At 34.8% G+C, this 21,741-nt stretch carries 22 protein-coding genes and 1 tRNA gene; 9 read left to right on the forward strand and 14 right to left on the reverse strand.

The features are described 5' to 3' along the window. The first annotated feature begins 410 nt into the window (after positions 1-410). Complete coding sequence (locus tag K5Q12_RS06285) at positions 411-752, forward strand: ribonuclease G (RefSeq protein WP_220742858.1); 342 nt, start codon at positions 411-413, stop codon at positions 750-752. Between the two features lie 417 nt (positions 753-1,169). Here K5Q12_RS06285 and K5Q12_RS06290 read toward each other — a convergent pair whose 3' ends face one another. Further along, positions 1,170-1,454 carry a putative quinol monooxygenase gene (locus tag K5Q12_RS06290; protein WP_220742894.1) on the reverse strand — a complete coding sequence of 95 codons (285 nt, stop codon included), beginning with the start codon at positions 1,452-1,454 and terminating at the stop codon, positions 1,170-1,172. 288 nt (positions 1,455-1,742) lie between these two features. On the opposite strand from K5Q12_RS06290, the gene K5Q12_RS06295 reads away from it, so the two are divergent. Further along, entirely contained in the window at positions 1,743-2,474 is a 732-nt protein-coding gene (locus K5Q12_RS06295; RefSeq protein WP_220742859.1) for a class I SAM-dependent methyltransferase, read from the forward strand. 205 nt (positions 2,475-2,679) lie between these two features. Here K5Q12_RS06295 and K5Q12_RS06300 read toward each other — a convergent pair whose 3' ends face one another. From K5Q12_RS06300 to K5Q12_RS06325, 6 genes are all read right to left on the reverse strand, one after another. Continuing rightward, positions 2,680-3,021: a hypothetical protein gene (locus K5Q12_RS06300; protein WP_220742860.1), complete on the reverse strand. Its 342-nt coding sequence runs from the start codon at positions 3,019-3,021 to the stop codon at positions 2,680-2,682. A gap of 251 nt (positions 3,022-3,272) precedes the next feature. Continuing rightward, positions 3,273-3,360 (reverse strand) — tRNA-Ser (locus K5Q12_RS06305). 46 nt (positions 3,361-3,406) lie between these two features. After that, positions 3,407-5,215 carry a DNA helicase RecQ gene (recQ, locus tag K5Q12_RS06310; protein WP_220742861.1) on the reverse strand — a complete coding sequence of 603 codons (1,809 nt, stop codon included), beginning with the start codon at positions 5,213-5,215 and terminating at the stop codon, positions 3,407-3,409. 37 nt (positions 5,216-5,252) lie between these two features. Continuing rightward, positions 5,253-5,909: a histidine phosphatase family protein gene (locus K5Q12_RS06315; protein ID WP_220742862.1), complete on the reverse strand. Its 657-nt coding sequence runs from the start codon at positions 5,907-5,909 to the stop codon at positions 5,253-5,255. Positions 5,910-5,997: 88 nt separating this feature from the next. Further along, a complete protein-coding gene (locus K5Q12_RS06320) occupies positions 5,998-6,456 on the reverse strand; it encodes a Tellurite resistance protein (RefSeq protein ID WP_220742863.1) in 459 nt (152 codons plus the stop codon). Positions 6,457-6,480: 24 nt separating this feature from the next. Continuing rightward, complete coding sequence (locus K5Q12_RS06325; RefSeq protein WP_220742864.1) at positions 6,481-7,305, reverse strand: LysR family transcriptional regulator; 825 nt, start codon at positions 7,303-7,305, stop codon at positions 6,481-6,483. 125 nt (positions 7,306-7,430) lie between these two features. Between K5Q12_RS06325 and K5Q12_RS06330 the strand changes: the two genes are divergently transcribed. After that, on the forward strand, positions 7,431-8,429 hold the full coding sequence (locus tag K5Q12_RS06330; RefSeq protein WP_220742865.1) for a YeiH family protein: 999 nt from the start codon (positions 7,431-7,433) through the stop codon (positions 8,427-8,429). Positions 8,430-8,475: 46 nt separating this feature from the next. Here the strand turns inward: K5Q12_RS06330 and K5Q12_RS06335 are convergent, their stop codons facing one another. Continuing rightward, on the reverse strand, positions 8,476-9,666 hold the full coding sequence (locus tag K5Q12_RS06335; RefSeq protein ID WP_220742866.1) for an MFS transporter: 1,191 nt from the start codon (positions 9,664-9,666) through the stop codon (positions 8,476-8,478). Between the two features lie 180 nt (positions 9,667-9,846). Here K5Q12_RS06335 and zwf point away from each other — a divergent pair, with 180 nt between their 5' ends. Beyond that, positions 9,847-11,307: a glucose-6-phosphate dehydrogenase gene (gene zwf, locus K5Q12_RS06340; RefSeq protein WP_220742867.1), complete on the forward strand. Its 1,461-nt coding sequence runs from the start codon at positions 9,847-9,849 to the stop codon at positions 11,305-11,307. A gap of 46 nt (positions 11,308-11,353) precedes the next feature. Here the strand turns inward: zwf and K5Q12_RS06345 are convergent, their stop codons facing one another. Then, entirely contained in the window at positions 11,354-13,168 is a 1,815-nt protein-coding gene (locus tag K5Q12_RS06345) for a bifunctional metallophosphatase/5'-nucleotidase (protein ID WP_220742868.1), read from the reverse strand. A gap of 277 nt (positions 13,169-13,445) precedes the next feature. Here K5Q12_RS06345 and K5Q12_RS06350 point away from each other — a divergent pair, with 277 nt between their 5' ends. The 3 genes from K5Q12_RS06350 (at position 13,446) to K5Q12_RS06360 (ending at position 15,769) form a co-directional block, all read left to right on the forward strand. Further along, positions 13,446-13,886 (forward strand): MarR family winged helix-turn-helix transcriptional regulator, encoded by a 441-nt coding sequence (locus K5Q12_RS06350; protein ID WP_220742869.1) that lies wholly within the window; start codon positions 13,446-13,448, stop codon positions 13,884-13,886. Further along, positions 13,883-14,782 (forward strand): metal ABC transporter solute-binding protein, encoded by a 900-nt coding sequence (locus tag K5Q12_RS06355; protein WP_220742870.1) that lies wholly within the window; start codon positions 13,883-13,885, stop codon positions 14,780-14,782. The genes K5Q12_RS06350 and K5Q12_RS06355 overlap by 4 nt, the downstream gene beginning before the upstream one ends. Before the next feature lie 126 nt (positions 14,783-14,908). Then, positions 14,909-15,769 (forward strand): aldo/keto reductase, encoded by an 861-nt coding sequence (locus K5Q12_RS06360; RefSeq protein WP_220742871.1) that lies wholly within the window; start codon positions 14,909-14,911, stop codon positions 15,767-15,769. A 47-nt stretch (positions 15,770-15,816) separates the two neighbouring features. Here K5Q12_RS06360 and K5Q12_RS06365 read toward each other — a convergent pair whose 3' ends face one another. Genes K5Q12_RS06365 through K5Q12_RS06385 form a run of 5 tightly spaced genes read right to left on the reverse strand, consistent with a single transcriptional unit; the run spans position 15,817 to position 19,634 of the window. Next, positions 15,817-16,584: an ABC transporter permease gene (locus K5Q12_RS06365; RefSeq protein WP_220742872.1), complete on the reverse strand. Its 768-nt coding sequence runs from the start codon at positions 16,582-16,584 to the stop codon at positions 15,817-15,819. A gap of 3 nt (positions 16,585-16,587) precedes the next feature. Next, entirely contained in the window at positions 16,588-17,493 is a 906-nt protein-coding gene (locus tag K5Q12_RS06370; RefSeq protein ID WP_220742873.1) for an ABC transporter ATP-binding protein, read from the reverse strand. Between the two features lie 31 nt (positions 17,494-17,524). Beyond that, the gene (locus tag K5Q12_RS06375; RefSeq protein WP_220742874.1) at positions 17,525-18,346 is read right to left on the reverse strand and encodes a hypothetical protein; all 822 of its coding nucleotides are present in this window, start codon (positions 18,344-18,346) and stop codon (positions 17,525-17,527) included. Then, positions 18,343-19,248: an ATP-binding cassette domain-containing protein gene (locus K5Q12_RS06380; RefSeq protein WP_220742875.1), complete on the reverse strand. Its 906-nt coding sequence runs from the start codon at positions 19,246-19,248 to the stop codon at positions 18,343-18,345. Before K5Q12_RS06380 ends, K5Q12_RS06375 begins: the two co-directional genes overlap by 4 nt. After that, a complete protein-coding gene (locus K5Q12_RS06385; protein ID WP_220742876.1) occupies positions 19,245-19,634 on the reverse strand; it encodes a GntR family transcriptional regulator in 390 nt (129 codons plus the stop codon). The genes K5Q12_RS06380 and K5Q12_RS06385 overlap by 4 nt, the downstream gene beginning before the upstream one ends. A 281-nt stretch (positions 19,635-19,915) precedes the next feature. On the opposite strand from K5Q12_RS06385, the gene K5Q12_RS06390 reads away from it, so the two are divergent. Then, on the forward strand, positions 19,916-20,473 hold the full coding sequence (locus tag K5Q12_RS06390) for an ECF transporter S component (protein WP_220742877.1): 558 nt from the start codon (positions 19,916-19,918) through the stop codon (positions 20,471-20,473). A 345-nt stretch (positions 20,474-20,818) separates the two neighbouring features. After that, the gene (locus K5Q12_RS06395; protein WP_220742878.1) at positions 20,819-21,724 is read left to right on the forward strand and encodes an alpha/beta hydrolase; all 906 of its coding nucleotides are present in this window, start codon (positions 20,819-20,821) and stop codon (positions 21,722-21,724) included. The last annotated feature ends 17 nt before the right edge of the window (positions 21,725-21,741 follow it).

The raw sequence follows: 21,741 nt of genomic DNA on the forward strand, positions 1-21,741 counted from the left end.
GAATTGACATAAAAATACGCCTATACTTTCATTTTACGGACTGAATAAAAATAGTCCATTTTTTTAGTATAAGAGCATCTTTCAATGCTCTTGTTTTAAAGTGAGTGAAACGTTTATATTCTGTGACTGTATTGGTCATTTCTCGCAGCAGCTTCTTTAAAGGATTGTGGTGAATACCTCATGTTAATTTAAATCAATTAATCACTTGCTGTATGGCAAATAATATTGTTAAAATAGTAACTAACAGTGCTTTTGCCGATTCTAAAGATGACTAACAAACAAATACAAAGTCTAATTTGATTCCAGTAGTGACTCATCTTTATTATTCCTAGTTATAGCGACGCATTATGCATAATATTCTTATTCTATATACGTGCCGAATCACGTTAAAAGCATAGAGGAGAGATATTATGGATGAAAACGGAACTATTGTACCAGCAGAAGTGAGAGGCTGGAATTGGGGTGCATTTATGTACAATATTTTTTGGGGGATTGGAAATAAAACATATTTGCCCTTGCTATGCTTAATTCCTGTTTTTAATATTGTATGGGCATTTGTATGCGGTTTTAAAGGAAACGAATGGGCTTGGCAAAAGGGTAATTACAAAGATGTAGAAACATTTAAAGCTGTTCAAGCTACATGGAATAGAGCTGGACTTGTTCAATTTATTCTTACAATTGCCTTTATAGTCCTATATTTCTTATTTATCGGGGCTATGATAACAACTATTTTAAATAACAATAACTATTGATTATAGGCACTCCTAGACAGAGTGCGTACATAAAATTAAGACTAGAAACTATGAATCCAAACACACGTACAATCTTATTATCCATACTTTTTTATTTATAATAATTGTCTTAATAACAGCGCATATATTAACAAATAATCCTTTTTATTTAAAAATTGGATCAGTGTTCATCGGTATTTTAACTGGACTGTCTACTATCCCAGAAATAAAAGAACAGCGTATGCTAACTTGGCAAAGCAGTTTATTTTTATTATTAAGTTTATGGTTCATATTAAATCCATGGCTTCATATTAACTAAATGATGAATTCAATCCTTATCTACCTATCCAACGTTAATTAGAATTCAAAACATCCACATGTATCCTGTTTATGTTAACATCAAAATAAACATCTTATTTTGATGCTAGAGCGTGGGTTCTATTTGTAATCCATAACAATAATTTCTAAAGGACGATCCAAAAAAATGTTGATATCGGTCAAAAATGTTTTAAAATGTTCCGTTTCATTATGAAAGTTTATTGCTTCTTCATCTTGCCAATGTTCAATAATCTGGTACTCATCAGGCACGGTCAAACTTTTATAGTGATCATAACTTATATTACCGCTTTCTTGACGCGATTTTTTCACAAGAGTAGCGATAAATTCTTTGTAATCTTGTTGCATGTTTTTGTTTACATTTAGTGTTACATTAATAACTTTCATGATACCCTCTTTCTGTATAACAGTATATATCGATTGTACTGCATTTTGCGTGTCTCTAACAATACCTCTACCATGCCTTAATTGTTGCACTAGCCACCGCTTTAAATGATAAATGAGACTCTGATCCCATGATAATATATATTCAAAAGATAACCAATTAATGACATCTTGCGTAAACTGTTATCAAAAGACGTTACAAAATACATTAATGAATTTGCAACGTCATCAAAACAAATAGATACAGATACGTGCCGAATCACGTTAAAAGCATGATTAAGGAATAAAAAAATGAACAAATTAAAAAAACAAGGACTAGACGCACCGCTAGTTCCAATACTGTATATTATTGTTGGCCTGTTAGCGATCTTATACGCTTTACTATTTCACACATACTATAGTAGTTATTTATGGACCGTTATTTACGGTATCTTAATGATTTTTGGTGGTTTGATATTTATACACACCTCAATACGTGGAAAATCTATCATATGGGATAATATTATTTCTGAATTAAATATTCCTGAAAACAGTAAGGTTCTTGATTTAGGTACCGGCCACGGTCTGGTATTGCTGAAATTTGCGCACCGCTTATCGGAAAAAGGACATGCGACAGGGATAGATTTATGGCGTAACAGGGATCAATCAGATAATACCCTAGAAAACACAAAAGCTATTATTGAGTCAAAAAAATTAGAGCAGATCGCAGATGTTCAAACAGCAAACATGCTAGATTTACCTTTTGAAGACAACCAATATGATTTTGTCGTCACAAGCTTAGCGCTTCATAATATTAAACCTGCATCAGCACGTAAAGATGCTTTGAATGAAGCTAATCGTGTGTTGAAACCAAACGGAACGTTGGTAATCGTTGATACAGGCCATAATAAAAAAGAATACTTATCAGTGTTACGTTCTAATGGATATAGTATTCAGCAACACAAAACATACGGTATCATCGGTTGGTGGACTGGACCTTGGATGCCAACCTACTCTATTATTGCAACGGTTAATAAAAATTAATGGCTATTTTATAAATCCTCATTGATCAGAGATTTCAGTAAAGAATCAATAGCTTTATTTTCCCCAATAATTGATGTGCTCGTCTACAAAAATAGATTGACATTATATATAGGAAATACCAGATAAAAAGACTAAAAAATGCTTACAAAGAAGCTATTTTTTAGTCTTTTTCAAAGTTATATTATTTTATATCTGTGATAATCACTTATATATTTCCTACTTTTGAGTTCAAATAGCTAACAATTTTTTTGACATAGTCCATGTTAATTAGACCAGCAAAAAATTCGCCATTCTCGCTCATCACAATATTATCAGGATATATATACTGTTTATATCGTTCATCTTTTGAAATATAATTTTTCATTTCTTCATTTGTTGATAACAAGCCTAAAAGTTCGTTTTTAGACAATAAAGTTCGTTTCCCATCATGTTCCTGATAAAAATAATAGCGACGTGTAAAACCAGCTGTCCTGTTCCCAATATTCCACAGAACATCTTTCCAACTATGCTTCTCAAAAATTCCATACTTATCATTATTGTCACTCATGATTTTAAAATTTCCCCGTTACTTTATACTGATAAGCCATTAAAGACAAGCTTAACACACTCTACCAAAAAACATTATCCAAGTAGTTTGTTGGTTACTTTTTTAAGATTCATTTCTCAGCATATTTATTAAAGACCCGAACTAACTACGTTTCCTATTTTGTGTGAAATGCTATAAAATGCAACATTGGGTATAAAAAAAGCGCCACATTAAAGTTTTAGAAACCAATGCACCGCCTTGAAATATATTAGTGGAGAAGAAGGGATTCGAACCCTCGCACGCTTTAACACGTCTACACCCTTAGCAAGGGCGCCTCTTCAGCCGCTTGAGTACTTCTCCATAACAGATACTACTATACCAGATATTAAATATAGTAGCAAGCTTTTTACGCTGATTGTGCCTGCTTCAGTACTTCTGAAAAATCTTTGTGATAAATCGCAAACTTTTTTTCTCCAACACCAGAAATAGCCAAAAATTCTTCATCAGTCTTAGGTTTCAAAATAGCCATATTCATTAATGTTTTATCTGAGAAAATTAAAAATGGTGGTAATCCCGAATCACGTGCTAATTCTAAACGTTTTGCTTTCAGTTTAGCAAATAATTGATTGTCATCTTCTGACATTTTCAAACCAGTTGTAGCAGATGTCGATTGTCTTTGCGCCACTGCTTGGCGATTAACGCGTTTTGTGACTCTTTTTTCACTTTTAAGTACTTTGACGCCATCTTCTGTCAGCTTCAAAACAGGAAACTCTCCGCCTTCAATCCTTAGGTACCCATCAGCTGTTAAATAATCAATAAAGCTACTGATATCACGAATTGTACGTTCTTTCATAATGCCATAAGTTGGTAAATCTAATAGATAATCAAACCTTTTAACAGAGGCATCATGAGACCCTTTAAGCACCTTAGCAATCATGTTTTTACCAAAACTTTGGTTCATGCGTACAACATTAGCTAATACTCGCTGAGCATCAACCGTCACATCTACACTTTCTCGTGAATCTAAGCAATTTGAACATTGTCCACAATTTATTGCCACATCTTCACCAAAATAACCCAACAGATAACGCGGTAAACATGTTTCCGTATTAGCATAAGCATTCATTTCACGAATTTTGTGATACTCACCTTGCTTGTAGTCTTCACTACCCTCAGATTTCTGAACAAAAAATTCTTGTAAATGAATATCCTGTGGTGCATATAATAAAATTGCTTCTGATGGTAGTCCATCACGACCAGCACGGCCGATTTCCTGATAATAAGCTTCTATCTTACCTGGTACCGCATAGTGTATTACAAAACGAACATCAGGCTTATTGATTCCCATTCCAAAAGCATTGGTTGCTACAATAACTTCAATCTCATCATACAAAAAACCTTCCTGTGTTTTTTGTCTTTCTGATTCTGACAGCCCCGCATGATACCTACCAACTTTAATACCTTTTTTATCTAAAAAGATGGCTAATTCATCAACTTGTTTGCGCGTAGCAGCATAAATAATCCCACTCTTACCTTGATTTGCTCGTAAATAGGTTTGAACAAATTGCCTTTTATCGACTTGGCGTTCAATTTTTAAAGACAAATTATTTCTAGCAAAACCAGTTAAAACGGTATTTTCTGAAGATATACCTAATAGTTGTTGTAAGTTCTCTCTAACGCGCTCAGTTGCTGTGGCAGTTAATCCCAAAACTGCTGGATGCGTTGGCAATGTTTCAAGCAAGGGTAAAATATTAAGATAACTCGGCCTGAAGTCATGTCCCCATTGAGACATAACGTGAGCCTCGTCAATGGCTACTAATTCAATTGGTAATTGTTGGATAAAATTAAAAAAGCTTGGAATAGACAAACGTTCAGGTGAAACATACACCATTTTATACAAACCAGAATGGATATCTGACATGCGCTGAGCCTGCTCTGCACCAATTAAAGTTGAGTTTAAAAAAGTTGCTTCAATACCTAATGCATTGAGTCCATCAACCTGGTCTTTCATCAATGAAATAAGCGGTGAAATGACCAATGTGATACCTCGAAACATCAAAGCAGGTAGTTGATAAGTAATTGACTTACCTCCTCCTGTTGGCATGATAGCTAAGGCACGTTCATGATTTAATACCTTGTTTATAACCTCTAATTGACCGTAACGAAATTCATCGTATCCAAAAACTTCTTTTAAAATTTCACGTGGATTTTGCATAATTCCATTATAATCTATTACCTTAATTCATGTGTTATTAAAAAAAGGTTGTTACATCGTTAAACTTATCAACCGTAAAATTACCCTCACTATCAAGCTCAAAAACAGATATCGAACCGTTTCTAGGTCGTTGAGCTGTTTCTAAATGACCATAATGTTGTGCTAAATTACCAATTAATTGACCATGTGTAACTAGCAAAATAGTCGCATTCTGTTGATAATTTTCTTGAAGGTGCCGTAATGATTGATCAATACGCTGCCAAAAATCAGCAGCACTTTCACCTATATGTGATTCATCAAGTTGATGAATCGTATTCATGATATCCGTCATGCGATACTGCTTGCCAATTTCACTTGGATTGTCTGTATCCAGACCTAATTGTTGGCCAACTGATCCCCACATCACATGATTAGAGCCACCTTCAAAGCTACCAAAAAAATATTCTCGCCAATCAGACGTCAAAATTAACTCTGGCGTCTGATATTTATTTCCTTTTAAAATAAATTCTGCTGTATGCATCGCACGAGTTGTATCAGATGCTATTGCTACATCAAATTTTACACGGCTTAAGCGTTCCCCAGCAAACCGCCCATCTTGTTGTCCTTGTTCAGTTAGGGGCGTATCTGCCCATCCTTGAACCTTATCTAATTGATTAAAAATTGTTTGTCCATGTCGAACTGCATAAATTTTCATAATAACGCCTCCACTTGCAACAATACTTTAAGTATAGTTCAAACAAATATCCAAACATCCCCAGTACAAATAAAAGATTTTTTCTACATTAAAATGGGTTTAATTTAAATGACCATGGTATCCATTGGCGCAAGATATAATGTAACAGTGCCAACAGCCCTGCAATAATAATCACGGAATAAAGTTGGGGACTTTGAAAGCCATTGCGATGATCAAACAGTCTATATATCAGTTGCGACACAATAAATAACATGCTAAACCAACCAAAATAAGCAGCCAATATATTCCCACCAATTCGTGTGGTTTTATCAAACCAGTTTTCTGATTGGTCAGCTAAAAATTTAACATGAATCCAATCTAAAAACAGCATAATAAAAACGAAACTAATCAAATCCATACTCACTAACTTCAGGATTGTCCAATAATCACGTGCCACATCAAACGCGCGATTATGTAGAATATTAATAATATAGGCTGTCAATATATCTGACCCTAAAATAAACAGTAACCAACTTATTGGTTTTGCCCTAACCATATCACGAATCATAGAAACTCTCTTTTCTTAACAAACTTATAAATTGTTTTGCCGAGCCATATTAACAATTTGATTATACCATCTCATATGTTCACTGCGATTTTCATGAGCCAGTCGAATCATATAAAACGATCGATTAAATTCATCAGAAAGTGTTTTGAAATTTGTGCCAGAAACTAAACTTTGAATACTTACAATCGATTGTCCGACGTTTTTAGACAATAACTTCGTAATAATATCATTATTAGAGATTGTCATAGCATTTTTAGGAATGATATTGTTTTGTTTGAAATACTGCTGCGTGTAATGATAAACGCCTGATCCTTTTTCGCGAACCAACCAATGATCCGATTTTAAATCACCTGCCAAAACCAACTGATCATGCCCAATTTCATCACGAACAACATAATCATGTGTAATTGGTTTTTCAATCATGCCAAAGTCAAATTGATGATTTAACACACCAGCTAGAATATCTTCTGAGTTATGCATTTCTATCTTAAAATCCACCATACAAAGTTTTTCAAGACCAATACTTTCTAATATTTTAGGTAATAGTACTGTAGCAGAAGTTTGCGAGGCCCCAATCACAATTTTGATTCTCTGATCATAAGCAAAGCTATCAGTAATAGTTTGCCACTCATTTAATAAATTCAGGGCTTTTTGATAGAGTAATCGCGCATTTTGTGTTGGTGTGAACTCTGTCCTGCCATTACGATCAAAGAGTTGGACATTTAATTCTTTTTCTAATTGTTTAATATGGACACTAACTGTTGGTTGAGAAATAAATAACTGTTCGGCTGCCTTAGAAAATGATCTAGTTTCATAGACGGCAACAAATGTTTGAAGTAGTTTAAACATAGCTCACCTATTAATAAAATTAATTAAAGTCATTATAAATATTTATTTTACAAATAGCAAACTTAGCAGTACTATTAACCCTGTTATCAATCTGTACAATAAAAAAGTCTATTGGGAGAGTTGTCATGAAAATAAAGTCAAATATGCTTTCTGGTATTTTTGTCACTTTAATTTTATCAATTGTTTCGAAGTTTTTAGCGCAATGGTTACCATTTTTAGGAGCTGAGGGTATTGCTATGCTTCTGGGTATTTTGCTAGGAAATACGGTGTTAAAGCCCAAAATATTTTCACCCGGAATGAAATGGGCTGAAAAATATCCAATTGAAATTGGTATTGCTTTAATGGGATTAACTGTCACACTAAAAACAATTGAACAATTGAAGCTACATGGTATTATCTTTATTCTGCTACAAATGTTTTTAACAATTATAGTCGTCTTATGGTTGGGTGGTAGAGTATTTAAAGCTTCGTCAAAATCATCTATGTTAATGGGTGCAGGAAATGCCGTGTGTGGTTCTAGCGCGATTGCATCCGTTGCCCCAGCTATCGGCGCCGATGATGATCAGCGACGTACTGCAGTCGCTACAGTCAGCATTACCGGTGTCATTCTACTACTGTTGTTACCGGTTATCGGTCCTTATTTAGTTGGTCAAAATAATGTTCTTTTGGGCGCCTTAGTTGGTGGTGTTGTGCAATCAGTAGGTCAAGTTGTTGGTACTGCTGCATTAATTAATCCAACAGTAGTCACATATGCCACGCTATTTAAAATGCTACGTGTTATTCTCTTAACTGTTGTTGTTATTGCATTTTCTCGCATGGCTCAAAAACATAACAGTGCCAGTGACTCAACTGTTACAGCACCAAAAGGTATTAAAATCCCTTGGTTTATCATTGTTTTCGTCATTTTTTTAGTGATTAACAGTTTAATAACCGTCCCACATAGCATTACCTTCGGTGCTAAAGAGATCTCTGGATTCTTTGGTGTCGTTAACCTAGCTGGTATCGGATTAAATCTAAAATTTGACACTATTAGAAAAGCTGGTGGTCGTTTCTTAACTTACGGTCTAGTTACTGGTGCACTACAAGTCCTTATTGCAGTGATCCTAATACACTTCTTATTCTAATGAATAAAAAGAGCAACGCTAAAAGCGTTGCTCTTTTTATCCGAATCTAGCTGTTAACTTTTTGAGCATTCACAAAGGCTAACATACTTGTGATTAAGATCATCAAAATAAAAACTGATAAAAATAGTTGATTCATCCATCCATGATCCATCATAATACCAGAATAAATTGGTCCAACTACTCGTCCTGAGCTAATCATTACGGCTACAAATCCTTGCGCCTGCCCAGCAACTGATTTTGGTGTAATTTGTGCTACCCAAGCAGGGACTTGTGGGCTTTGTAACATTTCACCAATGGTCAAAAGTTCAAACACTAAAACTATTTGCCAAAATTCGTTAGCATACACTAAAAATAAAAAGCTAAACGCAAAAATAACACTTCCTAGTATAACTGAAACCCTATAAGCATGTTTATTTGCCCAATTAGACACAAATTTTTGTAACACAATAATGGTTATCCCATTTATCATCCATAAATCAGCATAGCGTTGTGTGGACATACCCAATGCCTTCATATGCGGTGCCATAACTGTTTCCCACAACATGTAGGATAAATAGGTGATAAACAATAGTGCGCCGATAGCTATCAGTAGTGGTGTTAATTTAAATTTAGTAGACTGATTATCCAATAAGATAGCATCATCAGCTACTGGTTCGCTAATCGGCGTATCAACGACTCGAAACTTTGTGACAACAATGAAAATGAGAGCAACATATATACTAGCAGATATTGTCATTAAGACGCTAAAGCCATAATCAAATAGATAACCAACTGCCAGAGTCCCTAAAACCACTCCAATATTTAAAGCAATGTACATGTTATTAAAAATCACACGTGTCTTCTTACTGGTTACTGTTGTAGCAAAAGAATTAACTAACGTTTGTTCAATTCCCATCCCAAAATTAGCAACCCAAATTAACACAGCAAACACTGGCCAATGATTCCAAAAAATAAGGCTCAGTACCGCTAAACAAGTCATTACCGTGTTAATAATCATCGCCTCATATGGTCTCCAAAAATCAAAAAGGCGTCCGCCAATGAATGCCCCAATAATACTCATAAGAGCACCAATCATCAAAACAATTCCAGCAGTTGTAAATGACTGATTAAGAACGCCTGTCATATAAAGCGTTGTCACCGGCCAAATCATTGAACTTCCTGTACTGGATAATAATGTACTTAACAGCAACCATTTCTCATCAAGAAACCGCGGTTTATCAGTTATATCTTTCTCCATAAATCCTCCGAAATAATATTTTTATTGTAGCATGTATCGATTCTAAGGTTAATGTTTACTGATGACACAATCCTATTTCAAATGTATAATTGAAACATTTGTTTGTGAAAATACCTACTTTTATAGGCTTTTTGCGTTATAATGGTAGATGAATTCAATATTAGTCATAAGGGGAACATCATGGTTTCAGAGATCAAAACATTAGTTACTTTTTTCGGTGCTACTGGTGATTTAGCTAAGCGTAAGCTATATCCTTCTGTATTTAACCTTTATAAAAAAGGTTATTTACAAGAACATTTTGCTATTGTTGGTACAGCACGTCAGGAACTTACAGAAGACGAGTTTAAGCAGATGGTTCGCGAATCAATTGCTGAATTTGCGGATGACCAATCGCAAGCAGATTCATTTGTAGAACATTTTTCATACCGTGCACATGACGTTACAGATGCTGCATCTTATAGCGTATTAAAAGAAGCTATCGAGGCTGCATCCACAAAGTTTGACATTGCTGGTAATCGCATTTTCTACATGTCGGTCGCACCCCGTTTCTTTGGTACAATTGCAAAATATTTGAAGTCCGAAGGCTTATTAGCAAACGCCGGTTTCAACCGTTTGATGATTGAAAAGCCTTTTGGTACATCTTATGCCACTGCTGAAGAATTACAAAATGATTTGGAAAATGCTTTCGATGATGACCAATTATTCCGTATTGATCATTACCTTGGCAAGGAAATGGTACAAAACATTGCTGCATTACGTTTTGGTAATCCAATTTTTGATGCTGCTTGGAACAAAGATTATATCAAAAATGTTCAGGTCACTTTGTCAGAAGTACTTGGTGTTGAAGAACGTGCAGGTTATTACGACACAGCCGGTGCACTTTTGGATATGATTCAAAACCACACAATGCAAATTGTCGGTTGGTTGGCTATGGAAAAACCTGAGTCATTTACTGATAAAGACATTCGTGCTGCCAAAAATGCAGCTTTCAATGCCTTGAAAATATATGATGAATCTGAAGTTAACAAATATTTTGTTCGTGCTCAATATGGTGCTGGAGATTCTGCTAATTTTAAGCCTTATCTCGAAGAGATGGATGTTCCTGCTGACTCAAAAAACAATACCTTTATTGCTGGTGAATTACAATTCGACTTACCTCGTTGGCAAGGTGTGCCATTCTACGTTCGTTCCGGAAAGCGTTTAGCCGCTAAACAAACACGTGTAGATATTGTATTCAAAGCTGGCACATTTAACTTTGACACGACACAAGAAGCACAAGAATCTGTTTTGTCTATATTAATTGACCCTAAGGGTGGTGTAGAATTCAAAATCAACTCAAAGTCAGTTGAAGACGACTTTAATACACGTACGATTAATTTGGACTGGATGGCTTCTGAAGAAGACAAGAAGAGCACTCCAGAACCATATGAACGTATGATTCACGACACAATGAATGGTGACGGTTCTAACTTCGCCGATTGGAATGGTGTGGCTATTGCCTGGAAGTTCGTTGATGCAATATCAGCCGTCTACACAGCCGATAAAGCACCTCTTGAATCTTATAAGTCTGGTTCTATGGGACCTGAAGCAGCAGATAAATTATTAGCTAATAATGGTGATGCTTGGATTTTTAAAGGATAATCATAGTGAATAAAAAAGCAACCACTTAATGTGGTTGCTTTTTTATTCACTCCAAAACTTTTCGATCTAATTTTGGAGGTGTCACCTTTTTAGCTGTTCTAGTCATGTCCTGAATATACTTAACTAGTGCATCTGTATCAGTCCCAGCGGCACCAACTAATTTTGCATCTTTAAATGCTGTAAAATTATCACCACCACCGTACAAAAAGTCGTTGATGACAACACGATAATTTTTATTATCATCGACCAAATGGCCGTTGCTATCTGTTATATCCTTAACTTCATAAGGTTGGTTTGGATTGTCAGATTTCTGATAAGTATATTTCAACCCAGAAATTTGTAGATAGTAATGTTGGTCTTCATCATATTGTTGGTTTAAAACTTGTCTAATTTGTGCTCCGCTCATGGATACAACTTGTAGTATGTTCCCAAAAGGTTGAACAGCTGTTGCTGCGCCCCATGTAATGGCTTTTTTATCATTTACTACCAAGTCAGCACGTACGCCTCCAGTATTTGTCATTGCAAAATCTGGTTTTAAATCAGCTGACTTTGCTGCTGACAATTGTGAATCAGCAACTAACTCACCAGACTCGTTCTCCATTGTCGAACTATTGTGTAACCGACCTGTTATGGTCTTGTTTGTATTAGCATAACCTATAACATGATTTACTTTTTTATTAACACGTTTATCGGCATCTTTAACAATAGCACTGACATCTTTATCAGGTTTAGTGTTGGGATCATCCTTTGCAGATAATACTGGATAAACATGTGAGAAAATGTTTGTAAAACGTCCTGTACTTGGATTGATGTAACACCAACTATTATCATAAGCTTTTCCTGTATAAACTGCTTGAACAACGTGAGTATTACCCACTTTTGCATTGGCATACTGGTGTGAGTGAGCCGCAACATATAGACCAACAGAATTATCCGGATCTAATTGATTGAGTTTATTCAAAATATCAACACTAGGTCCCTTTGTTTGGTTGTCCTTTGTTTCAACCCCTGTGTGTGCTACAACAATAACTGCATTGACACCCTTATCTCTCAATATCTTATCATACTTGGCAATGGTTTCAGCCTCGTCCAAAACATCATAATCTTTATAATTTTGATAAAGCGTTAAACTAGGTAATGTCGAGGTTTCAATACCGATAATACCAACTTTAGCTACTTGATTATTTTGTTTAACCGTTTTGATGGTATATGGCTGATAACCATATGGAATTGCTTTATCTTTCTTATTAACAACATTGGCAACTATCATTTCAATACCCGAATTACGGTGAGGATAATTTTTGATTAATTTATCAGCTATTTTATCAGGCTTTTGACCAGTTAAAATGCGATTGAACTCAGGTAATCCGTGATCAAATTCATGGTTCCCCAAAGTTCCTATCTTAAACTTCATTGCTTTTAAAGCATGCATGGTCGACTCATGTGCTAGCAAAGTTGAATTAGCAGGAGCCGCTCCGACAGCATCGCCTGCTTCAATTCGAAAAGTATTATTAGATTTAGTCACTGACTTAAACTGTGATTGTGATTGGTTTAAATACGTTGCTAATCGACTGACTGTTCCTGCTTTACTGTAATTTTTATCTCCTATTTTGACATCACCCGTCGTATCCAGACCACCATGTAAGTCGTTAATTGCTAAAACTTGAACCGCAATGTCTTTTTTATTTTCTGCATCTACTGATTGAAAATCTTTTTCTTGACTCGATTTAGCATACGTATCAACACCATTTACAATTTGCAAATCAGCTGATGCCTCAAGATTATTTATTGAGATTATCGTACCAGCAAATAAACTCCCCAAAATTATGCGCATCAGTTGATGCGTTCTATATTTTCTCATCCTATTCCTCCAATTAGTAAAAATAGTATATCATTTCACATAATTTCATTGATTATAATTTGATTAATATATGGAACGATTATTCATATTTTTTTATTATTGTTCGTTATTAGATAATTTCAATACTTTTTATTAGACTTTTAACACCACTAAAACGAACTTTATGGCACAACTGATCGATATATCCTCAAAATTTTTTAACCATCTATGTTGACAATTTATAATGTCACTGATATAGTTTACTTGTTAATTAACCAGTAAACTAATGAGGTACCTCATGTCAAAATCAGATCATATTATTCAAGAACTTAACACTTTCGTACAAACTTACGCTGCTAGTTCTGAATTCATTCAGACAACTACAATTCAAAAGATAAATGCAACGCAAGCTCATATGTTGATGTTATTGAAATCAACTAATGCTACTAATACTTTTCTTTCTGACAAAATGCACTTAACTAAACCTGCCGTGACTAAAGCGATTAAAAATTTGATTGCTCACGGTTATGTTACTGCCACAAAAGATGTATTAGACAAACGTAGTATTAATTACATATTAACGCCCAAAGGCATTCATCTTGCCGAACAACACGAAATATCACATCAGGATCTTCATCATAGTATTGATCATACAATTGCCTCGTTTACACTAGATCAACAAGATACTATTATTAATTTCCTAAATAAAATTAATCATTTGGAGGATAATGACTCATGAAAAAAATAATTGCTATTATGGCTATTGTTGTCATTATTATTGTTGGTTTTGCAACAATAAAAGGACAGAATACATCAACTAAACATGCAAAAAACGGTAAAATTACTATTGTTGCTTCGACAGACTTTTATGCAGAACTAGCTCAAACAGTGGTTGGCAATCATGGAAAAGCTACCGCAATTATTACAAAGGATAATATTTCTCCTGAAGACTATGAACCAACAACTGCTGTTGCTAAAAAAGTCAGTGGTACGGATATTGCACTTGCAAACGGATTAGGTTATGATACATGGCTAAATAAGTTAGCGAAATCTTCAAAACAAACACAATTAATTCGTATCGGCGAAGATGTCTTAAACGAAAAATCTGGCACTAACCCTCATTTATGGAACAATCCTGACACAATGATTAAAACTGCAAACTATCTAGCGGATGATTTATCAAAAAAAGATCCAGATCATAAGTCTGAATATCAAGCTAATGCTAAAAAATACATTTCAAGCTTAAAACCTGTGACATCAATGGTAAATGAACTTAAAGAAAATTCTAAAGGCCAATCAGTTGCCCAAACTGAGCCTGTCTTTGAATATATGCTAACGGCAATGGGTTATAAAGTTATGGACAACGACTTTTCAGAGGCGATTGAGGAAGGCAACGATCCATCTCCTGCTGCACTCTCATCACTAAAGTCAGCTATTACAGATCACAAAATTGCGTTTATTGTTAATAATAAACAAACAACCAGTTCGACTGTCTCAAACATTATTAACCTAGCAAAAGATAACAATATCCCAATTGTTAATGTTACAGAAACCATTCCTAATGGCGAACACTATGTTAGTTGGAAATTAGATGAGCTAAAACAAGTACAAAATATTGCACAGTCACAAAAATAACCACTAATTTATTCTATCCATAAGAATGTTATACTAGGTTTGATGATTGACACTTACGTTCATCATTAACTAATCTATTTTTCTGATAGATGGCTAACATACATGAAAGTACGGAGGTAGAATACAATGTCGCTCACAGATACTTATACGTTGTCTAACGGTATTACGATTCCAATCATGGGTTTTGGTACTTGGCAATCAGAAGATGGGGATGTCGCTTATCAAGCAGTAAGATGGGCTTTGGAAGCTGGTTATCGTCACATAGATACAGCAGCTATTTATGGCAATGAATCGTCAGTAGGTCGTGCGATTAAAGATTCAGGTGTTGATCGCAAATCATTGTTTGTTACTACTAAGTTATGGAATGATGCTCACAGTTATGACGGTGCGCGTACTGCACTCACCGATTCATTAAAAAAACTCGGATTAGATTCGGTTGATCTCTATTTAATTCACTGGCCAAATCCTGCTGCTATTCGTTCTCAGGATAATCAAACTTGGAAAGAAACTAATGCTGAGACTTGGCGTGCGTTAGAAGATGCCTACAAGACTGGCAAGGCTAAAGCTATCGGTGTTTCTAACTTTCAAATTCATCATCTAGAAGCGTTAGCTGAAACCCAAACTATTCCACCAATGGTCAATCAGATCTTTTTGAATCCTTCAGATCAACAACCTGATTTGGTCAAATATAATGATGAGCATGACATTTTAACTGAAGCTTATTCACCATTAGGTACAGGAAAATTAGTTAATTTACCGCAAGTGGCCTCTGTAGCTAAAAAGTTTAATAAATCTGTTCCTCAAGTATTAATTCGGTGGTCTTTGGAAAAAGGCTTTTTACCTTTACCAAAATCTACCCACGAAGATTATATAAAAGCTAATGCTGATGTTTTTGACTTCAAACTCAATACAGACGACATTGCACAGCTCGATCGATTAGTTGGTGTTGGCGGGTCTCACATAGATCCTGATTTGTCCGATTTTTAAAGCAACTAAAAAGCACTGTTTCACGTGAAACAGTGCTTTTTATGTGACTAAACTGATCGCTTTCTGAAGATTAAATATGATATGCCATACATGACAATTATGTAACCAACATAGGCCATTATTACATTACTTTCAGACATGTGAACAATATGCTTAAATTCTTGATGTGGCAATTGATTGTACATCCCAATTCCAAGAAAAATATTGAAGGGATTCCACTTTAGAATCGGTGCCATATTTATTAGTACTGACGAAATACTACTTAAAATAGGTGTTCCAACAATCATGACAACACCTAGGCCAATGGCAGCACCAGAACTTTTAACTAAGTTTGTAATAATCAAAACTAATGCTGCAATAAAGAACATTTCCAATAAAGTCGTAAGGACAGTTGTTCCCATACTCTGCCAACCGTTCCCAACGTATCCTGCTTTGTCTGCAAAGTTAAATTTTTTAACAAATAGTAATTGACCAATCATCGTACCAACAAATGCTGATATAAATAGGCCAATATATACAGTTAGATTCAATAGTAGTTTACTAGTAAATATTGCTCCTCTGCTAAATCGACGTGATAGTAATGGCCTAATCGTCCCAAACCCAAATTCCTGTGATACGCTGATAGCAGTAAAAATAATACCTGCCATAACAATGTATATTGTTCCTTGACCAAAATTTAATACAGCATCTGCTGTACGTTGTGTTTTGAAAATCGCCATAATCGCAATAGGAAAAACAAAACTTAATGCCAACCAAATATAAAGTTTATTTTGTTTAAATGCTTTGTAGTACTCTTGTTTCATTAACGTTAACATGAATTATTCCCCTTTATCATCATTAGCTAGCATATCAAGCAGTGACTTTTCCAAATTCCCAGTAATTGTATTTAATGACTCAATCTTAATGCCACTATTGTTTAATACTGTTATTACATCTTGTAACTGCTCAGCGCCTGAAATTTGTAATTTACCATCTTCCATATCAGCAATCCAATGATTTTCCAAAGCCACTGTCAAAGCTTTCTGATTATCAGATGTGTTGAATAGCCATCGTATTTTATCATGGCTGAAGAAGGCTGTCATTGTTGATGTTTCAATGATTTTTCCATGGTTGATAATCACAATATCATCAACTAATTTCTGAAGCTCATCTAACAAATGACTGGAAATCAAGAAGGCAACACCATCATCTGCTAAATCACGTATTAACCGTCTTAAATCATGAACAGACTGTGGATCAAGACCATTCATAGGCTCATCTAAAATGACTAACTTAGGATTCCGTATCAAGGCTATAGCAATACCTAGTCGCTGTTTCATTCCCAAAGAGAAATTTTTAGCTTTACGCTTTCCAAAATTTTCACCGTCAATTTGTGTTTTCTTCATCAACGTTGCAAAATCTGCCGGATTCTTGGTGTCCATTGCATAAAGCTTTAAATGTTCTAAAGCTGTTAAGTTAGGGTAAATAGCTGGGTATTCAATTAAGTTGCCTATCTTGTCTAATGCATTATGGTTGCCAAATGTAATAGGCTGCCCATCAAATTGAATATTGCCAGATGAGTAACTCATTAATCCAGTAATAGCTCGCATAGTAGTTGATTTCCCTGCACCATTCGGCCCGATTAAACCAACAATACGACCTGCTTCCACCTTAAAACTGATGTCGTCCATTGCTTTTTTTGAACCGTAGCTCTTATTGATTTTGTTAACTTCTAGTAATGCCATGTTTTCTCCTTAAAATTTCTAATACGATAATTTATCTATCCCACGTTATTTTAAACGTTGGCTTAAAGACAAAAGTAAATGTAATACCGGAAGCAATTAACGGTATTATTAATGATCCAATCACAACTTTTATATTTAGTGTCGAAAAATTGTTTGAAAGTATCATCAAGTAACTGCTTAAAAAGACAAATAGAACAACTGGCCAGCGAAATGCTTTTATTCTAACAGCTTCATCCACAGTATCAGCACTAATTTTTTTAGACAATGAGTAACTAAATGCAAATAAAACAGTTGCTAAAATAAATGTACTAGTAAAATCTAGCCACCAAATATTATTTAGTTTCGATTCAATATAAGTCATAGGTGTTACTGCCATAAATAAAGTAAAAATGATGCCGGCCACTTTCATCCAACTAGGCCCAATCACCGTATAAATCAACGCAGATATTGATGCAAAAAAATAAAACCCTATGCATACTTCAATAATATTTTCCAATGGCTTCCATAAATCCATAGGATGTACACATAGCACAACAGCCACATTAACCATTAATCCGATGATTATTGGTACTACAACCAATAATAATACCCGTGTTAGAAAGAGTTGCCCTCGCGAGATACGCTGAGTATACAACCAAGTATCTAGGCGACGTGACTGATCATTTAGCAATGATACAAAACCTAGAAGTAGCCAGCCCGCAGTTAAGGCAACACCGCTATATATACTTTCAGGTAGCTTATCTTGCCAAAAAGAGGATCCCAATTGCAATAACATTAATAGAATGCCTAGAATAAGGGCTAAAAACATTTGTTTTCTCTTTATTCTAGTATATAAGGTTAATGCTTGCTTCATACTTGTGCCTCCAATTCCTGTTGCCAAATAGCAGCTTCTTCAGCAAAGCTGGCACGGAAAACATCTTCACTACTGGTTGGTAATTCTTCCACAAACTTAAATTCCTGACCTGCTAACTTGATACCGATATCTTCTGTGAAATCATTAAATACAATGGTTACAACATGACCTGTTTGCGCGATGATTGTACCACTGTCTCGCAAAAACTCAGGTAACTCCTCGCCGATAAACGCTAATTGGTATTTTTTAACATTTTTGTTATCCTCAACAGTAAATGTTCGGTCAATAGTTTTATTCTTAATTAACAAAATACGATCTACTAAAGTATTAAGTTCTACTAGATTATGGGAAGCAATTAATACAGTTGTTTGCTGATTGGTTACTTGTGTAACAATTAATTGTTTTACTTGATCACGAATAAGAACATCTAACCCATCTAATGGTTCATCTAGTAACACATACTGTGCACGGCTAGCGAAACTTGCAATTATCATAAACAGTGCACGCATGCCTTTTGAGTATGTTCTGATTCGCTTATTATTATTTAATCCAAAACGCTTAATTTCCGAGTCATACCACTCTTCGTCAAAATTCCTATACGCTATTTTTAAAATATCTTTTATTTTTAAAGGTGAATAATACGTCAACCAATTCTCTGTCATGTTCACATAAAATAATTGATCATGTAATTTGGTCGTCTTAAGATAATCAAAGTTGTCTAAACCAATACGACCAAAATCTGGGATTAACTCTCCAGATATAGTACCAAAAAGTGTCGTTTTTCCAGCTCCATTGCGCCCGATTAAACCAACAATTTCGCCTTTATTCAACTCAAAACTAACATTTTTGAGTACCTGCTTATCTTGAATTTTTTTTGATATATTTTCAATAACAAGTGTCATAATTTCTCCTCTCCATCTTTTTCACCAGGACCGTATGCAAAATCAATCCAATCATGCAATTGCTGAGATGAAATCGAAGCACGTTTAGCCTCAATAACAACCTCTCTAATTTGCTGATGAATTGTTTCGATCAAACGTTCATCTACAATGTTATCGTCATTTAATCTAATAAATGTCCCTTTACCCGCAACAGTTTCGATAACATTTTGTGTTTCAAGTCCTTTATACGCTTTTGCCACAGTATTAGGATTTAATCCTTCAATTAAAGCCATTTCTCGAACCGAAGGTAACTTTTCGCCAGCAGATAATGCACCTGAGGCAACTTGTGATTTTATACGCCACATTAATTTTTCATATAATGGTTGATTCCGTTGAATTTGTGCCATCTAAGTACTTCCTTTTTATACTTATATTTGTTGGGCTATACTCGTAGTCACGTAAACGATACTTTAAAGTTCAACTGTACTAAGTGTATTACGTGTATTACGTGTATTACGTGTATTACGTGTATTACGTGTATTACGTGTACTATGTTACGTGGTACACTCGAAAAAGTCAATATTACTTTGTCATTAACATAGTATATTCTTATCGTTCGGACTATCATGTGGTAAAATGTTATCAATTGTTCTAATTATAGAAAAAATATTCGGAATAGAGGTAGATTATGGTTAAAGATAAAGTAGCACAAAGTATTGTTGTTGTTGCCTTTTTTGCTGCCATTACTTACGTTGCAACTAGTATACAAGTCCCCATGCCGGCCCTAATCGACAAACCATTTGTCCATTTAGGCAACTCAGCTGCGTTACTATCTGTTTTACTACTTGGTTATAAAAGAGGTGCATTTGCCGGTGGTATGGGTTTAGCCCTTTTTGATTTAACACACAATTTTGTTTTAGATGCTCCCTATTATTTTTTTGAAATCTTTGTTATTGGCGGTATTGCTACAGTAGTACTTAATGGGTTACATTATCGACAGACCCCTACAACGTTGAAATTGCTATTAATCACATTATCCGCAATTATTACTAAACTGATTACCACAACACTTCATAATTTTGTCATGGGATTAGTTAAAGGCCTTACGTTTCAACCTGCTGTGGTTGCAACGCTTTCAGCACTGATGCCTACAGTCATTAATTGCATAACAACCATGCTTGTTGTCATGATTGTTTATCCTGTATTAGGTAAACAGTTACGTGCAAAATTAGTCCCTATGAATTAAACCAAATTAAAAAAGTGTTAATTAAATTCGATATTAATTAACACTTTTTTAATTTGATTTGAAAAAACACCTTGTATAAATAATATTGGAAAAGAAAGCTAAGTATGGGGAAGAAAATAAGGTTAGAAGCCATCGTTATTTTCGAAATTAGTAAGGCCTTTATTATCCTTACTAATATGTCCATTTTGATTTTAAAAAATTAAATACAAGTTAAACAAGTTCCTGATCATTTTTTCATCGGCTGGTTAAAGAAATAATCGCTAACTTAATTAATAATTTTCAAAACATAACAGTTTCTGGTTTTTTTGTATAATCCATTTTAAAATAGACTTAAGGTATAACCAAATGTTATTTAAAGATAAACCCTACAAATTTAAACCAGCATCATTACCAAAAAATCTTGCAAAAATATACAGAGATGTTCAGTATGCTGAAGGCTCTCGACATCGTCTAGATATTTATTTACCAAAATCAGATCACGCCTGCCCTGTTATCATAGATATATATGGTGGTGGTCTACTGCGTGGCAATAAATCGTCTTTTAAGCTTAACCCTAGTTTAAACTTTATTGAGGATGGTTTTGCTGTTGTCAGTATGGACTACAGCTTAAATTCTCCTACAATCAATAACTTTCCAAATCAAATCGGGGAAATTCATATTGCATTAAACTTTTTGATGACTCATCAACGTGATTACAGTATAGATATGTCACACATAACTTTAATTGGCGAGTCAAGTGGCGCACAATTAGCCGTACTTGCTGCAGCATCTTTTTCTGCAAGCGTCCTACTCGGTGACTCCTACTATTTTGAAAAATCCAATAGTTCCTCCTTCCACATAGAATCCGTCATTGCACTATATGGTCCTTATCAAGTTGATCAATTTGCAACACAATTTGAACAGTTAGATATTGTCCCTGAATTTAGTGAAACAGGAACTGCTTATTCATTCGAGGGGATTATGTTAAATAATCAGCCACCTAAAGACCGCCCTGACTTAGTGAAACAGGCTAATCCCGCTTACTATTTTACTAGAGATATGCCACCACTAATGCTCATTGCCGGTAAAATGGATCCAGTTGTTCCTTACTTGCAAAGTATCAATTTAGCTGACAGTTATAGACATTCAGTTGGCAACACAATAGAAACCATTCTTGTTGAAAACGGAGTTCATGGACCCACTGATTATAACAATAATGCTATTCATGAAAAAAAATTAACTTTCATTAACAGGTACAAAAAAAGTACATGACATTTATTATGTCATGT

Origin of the sequence: Leuconostoc palmae, assembly GCF_019656075.1 — a bacterium.
In the GTDB taxonomy this organism is placed as follows: Bacteria; Bacillota; Bacilli; order Lactobacillales; family Lactobacillaceae; genus Leuconostoc; species Leuconostoc palmae.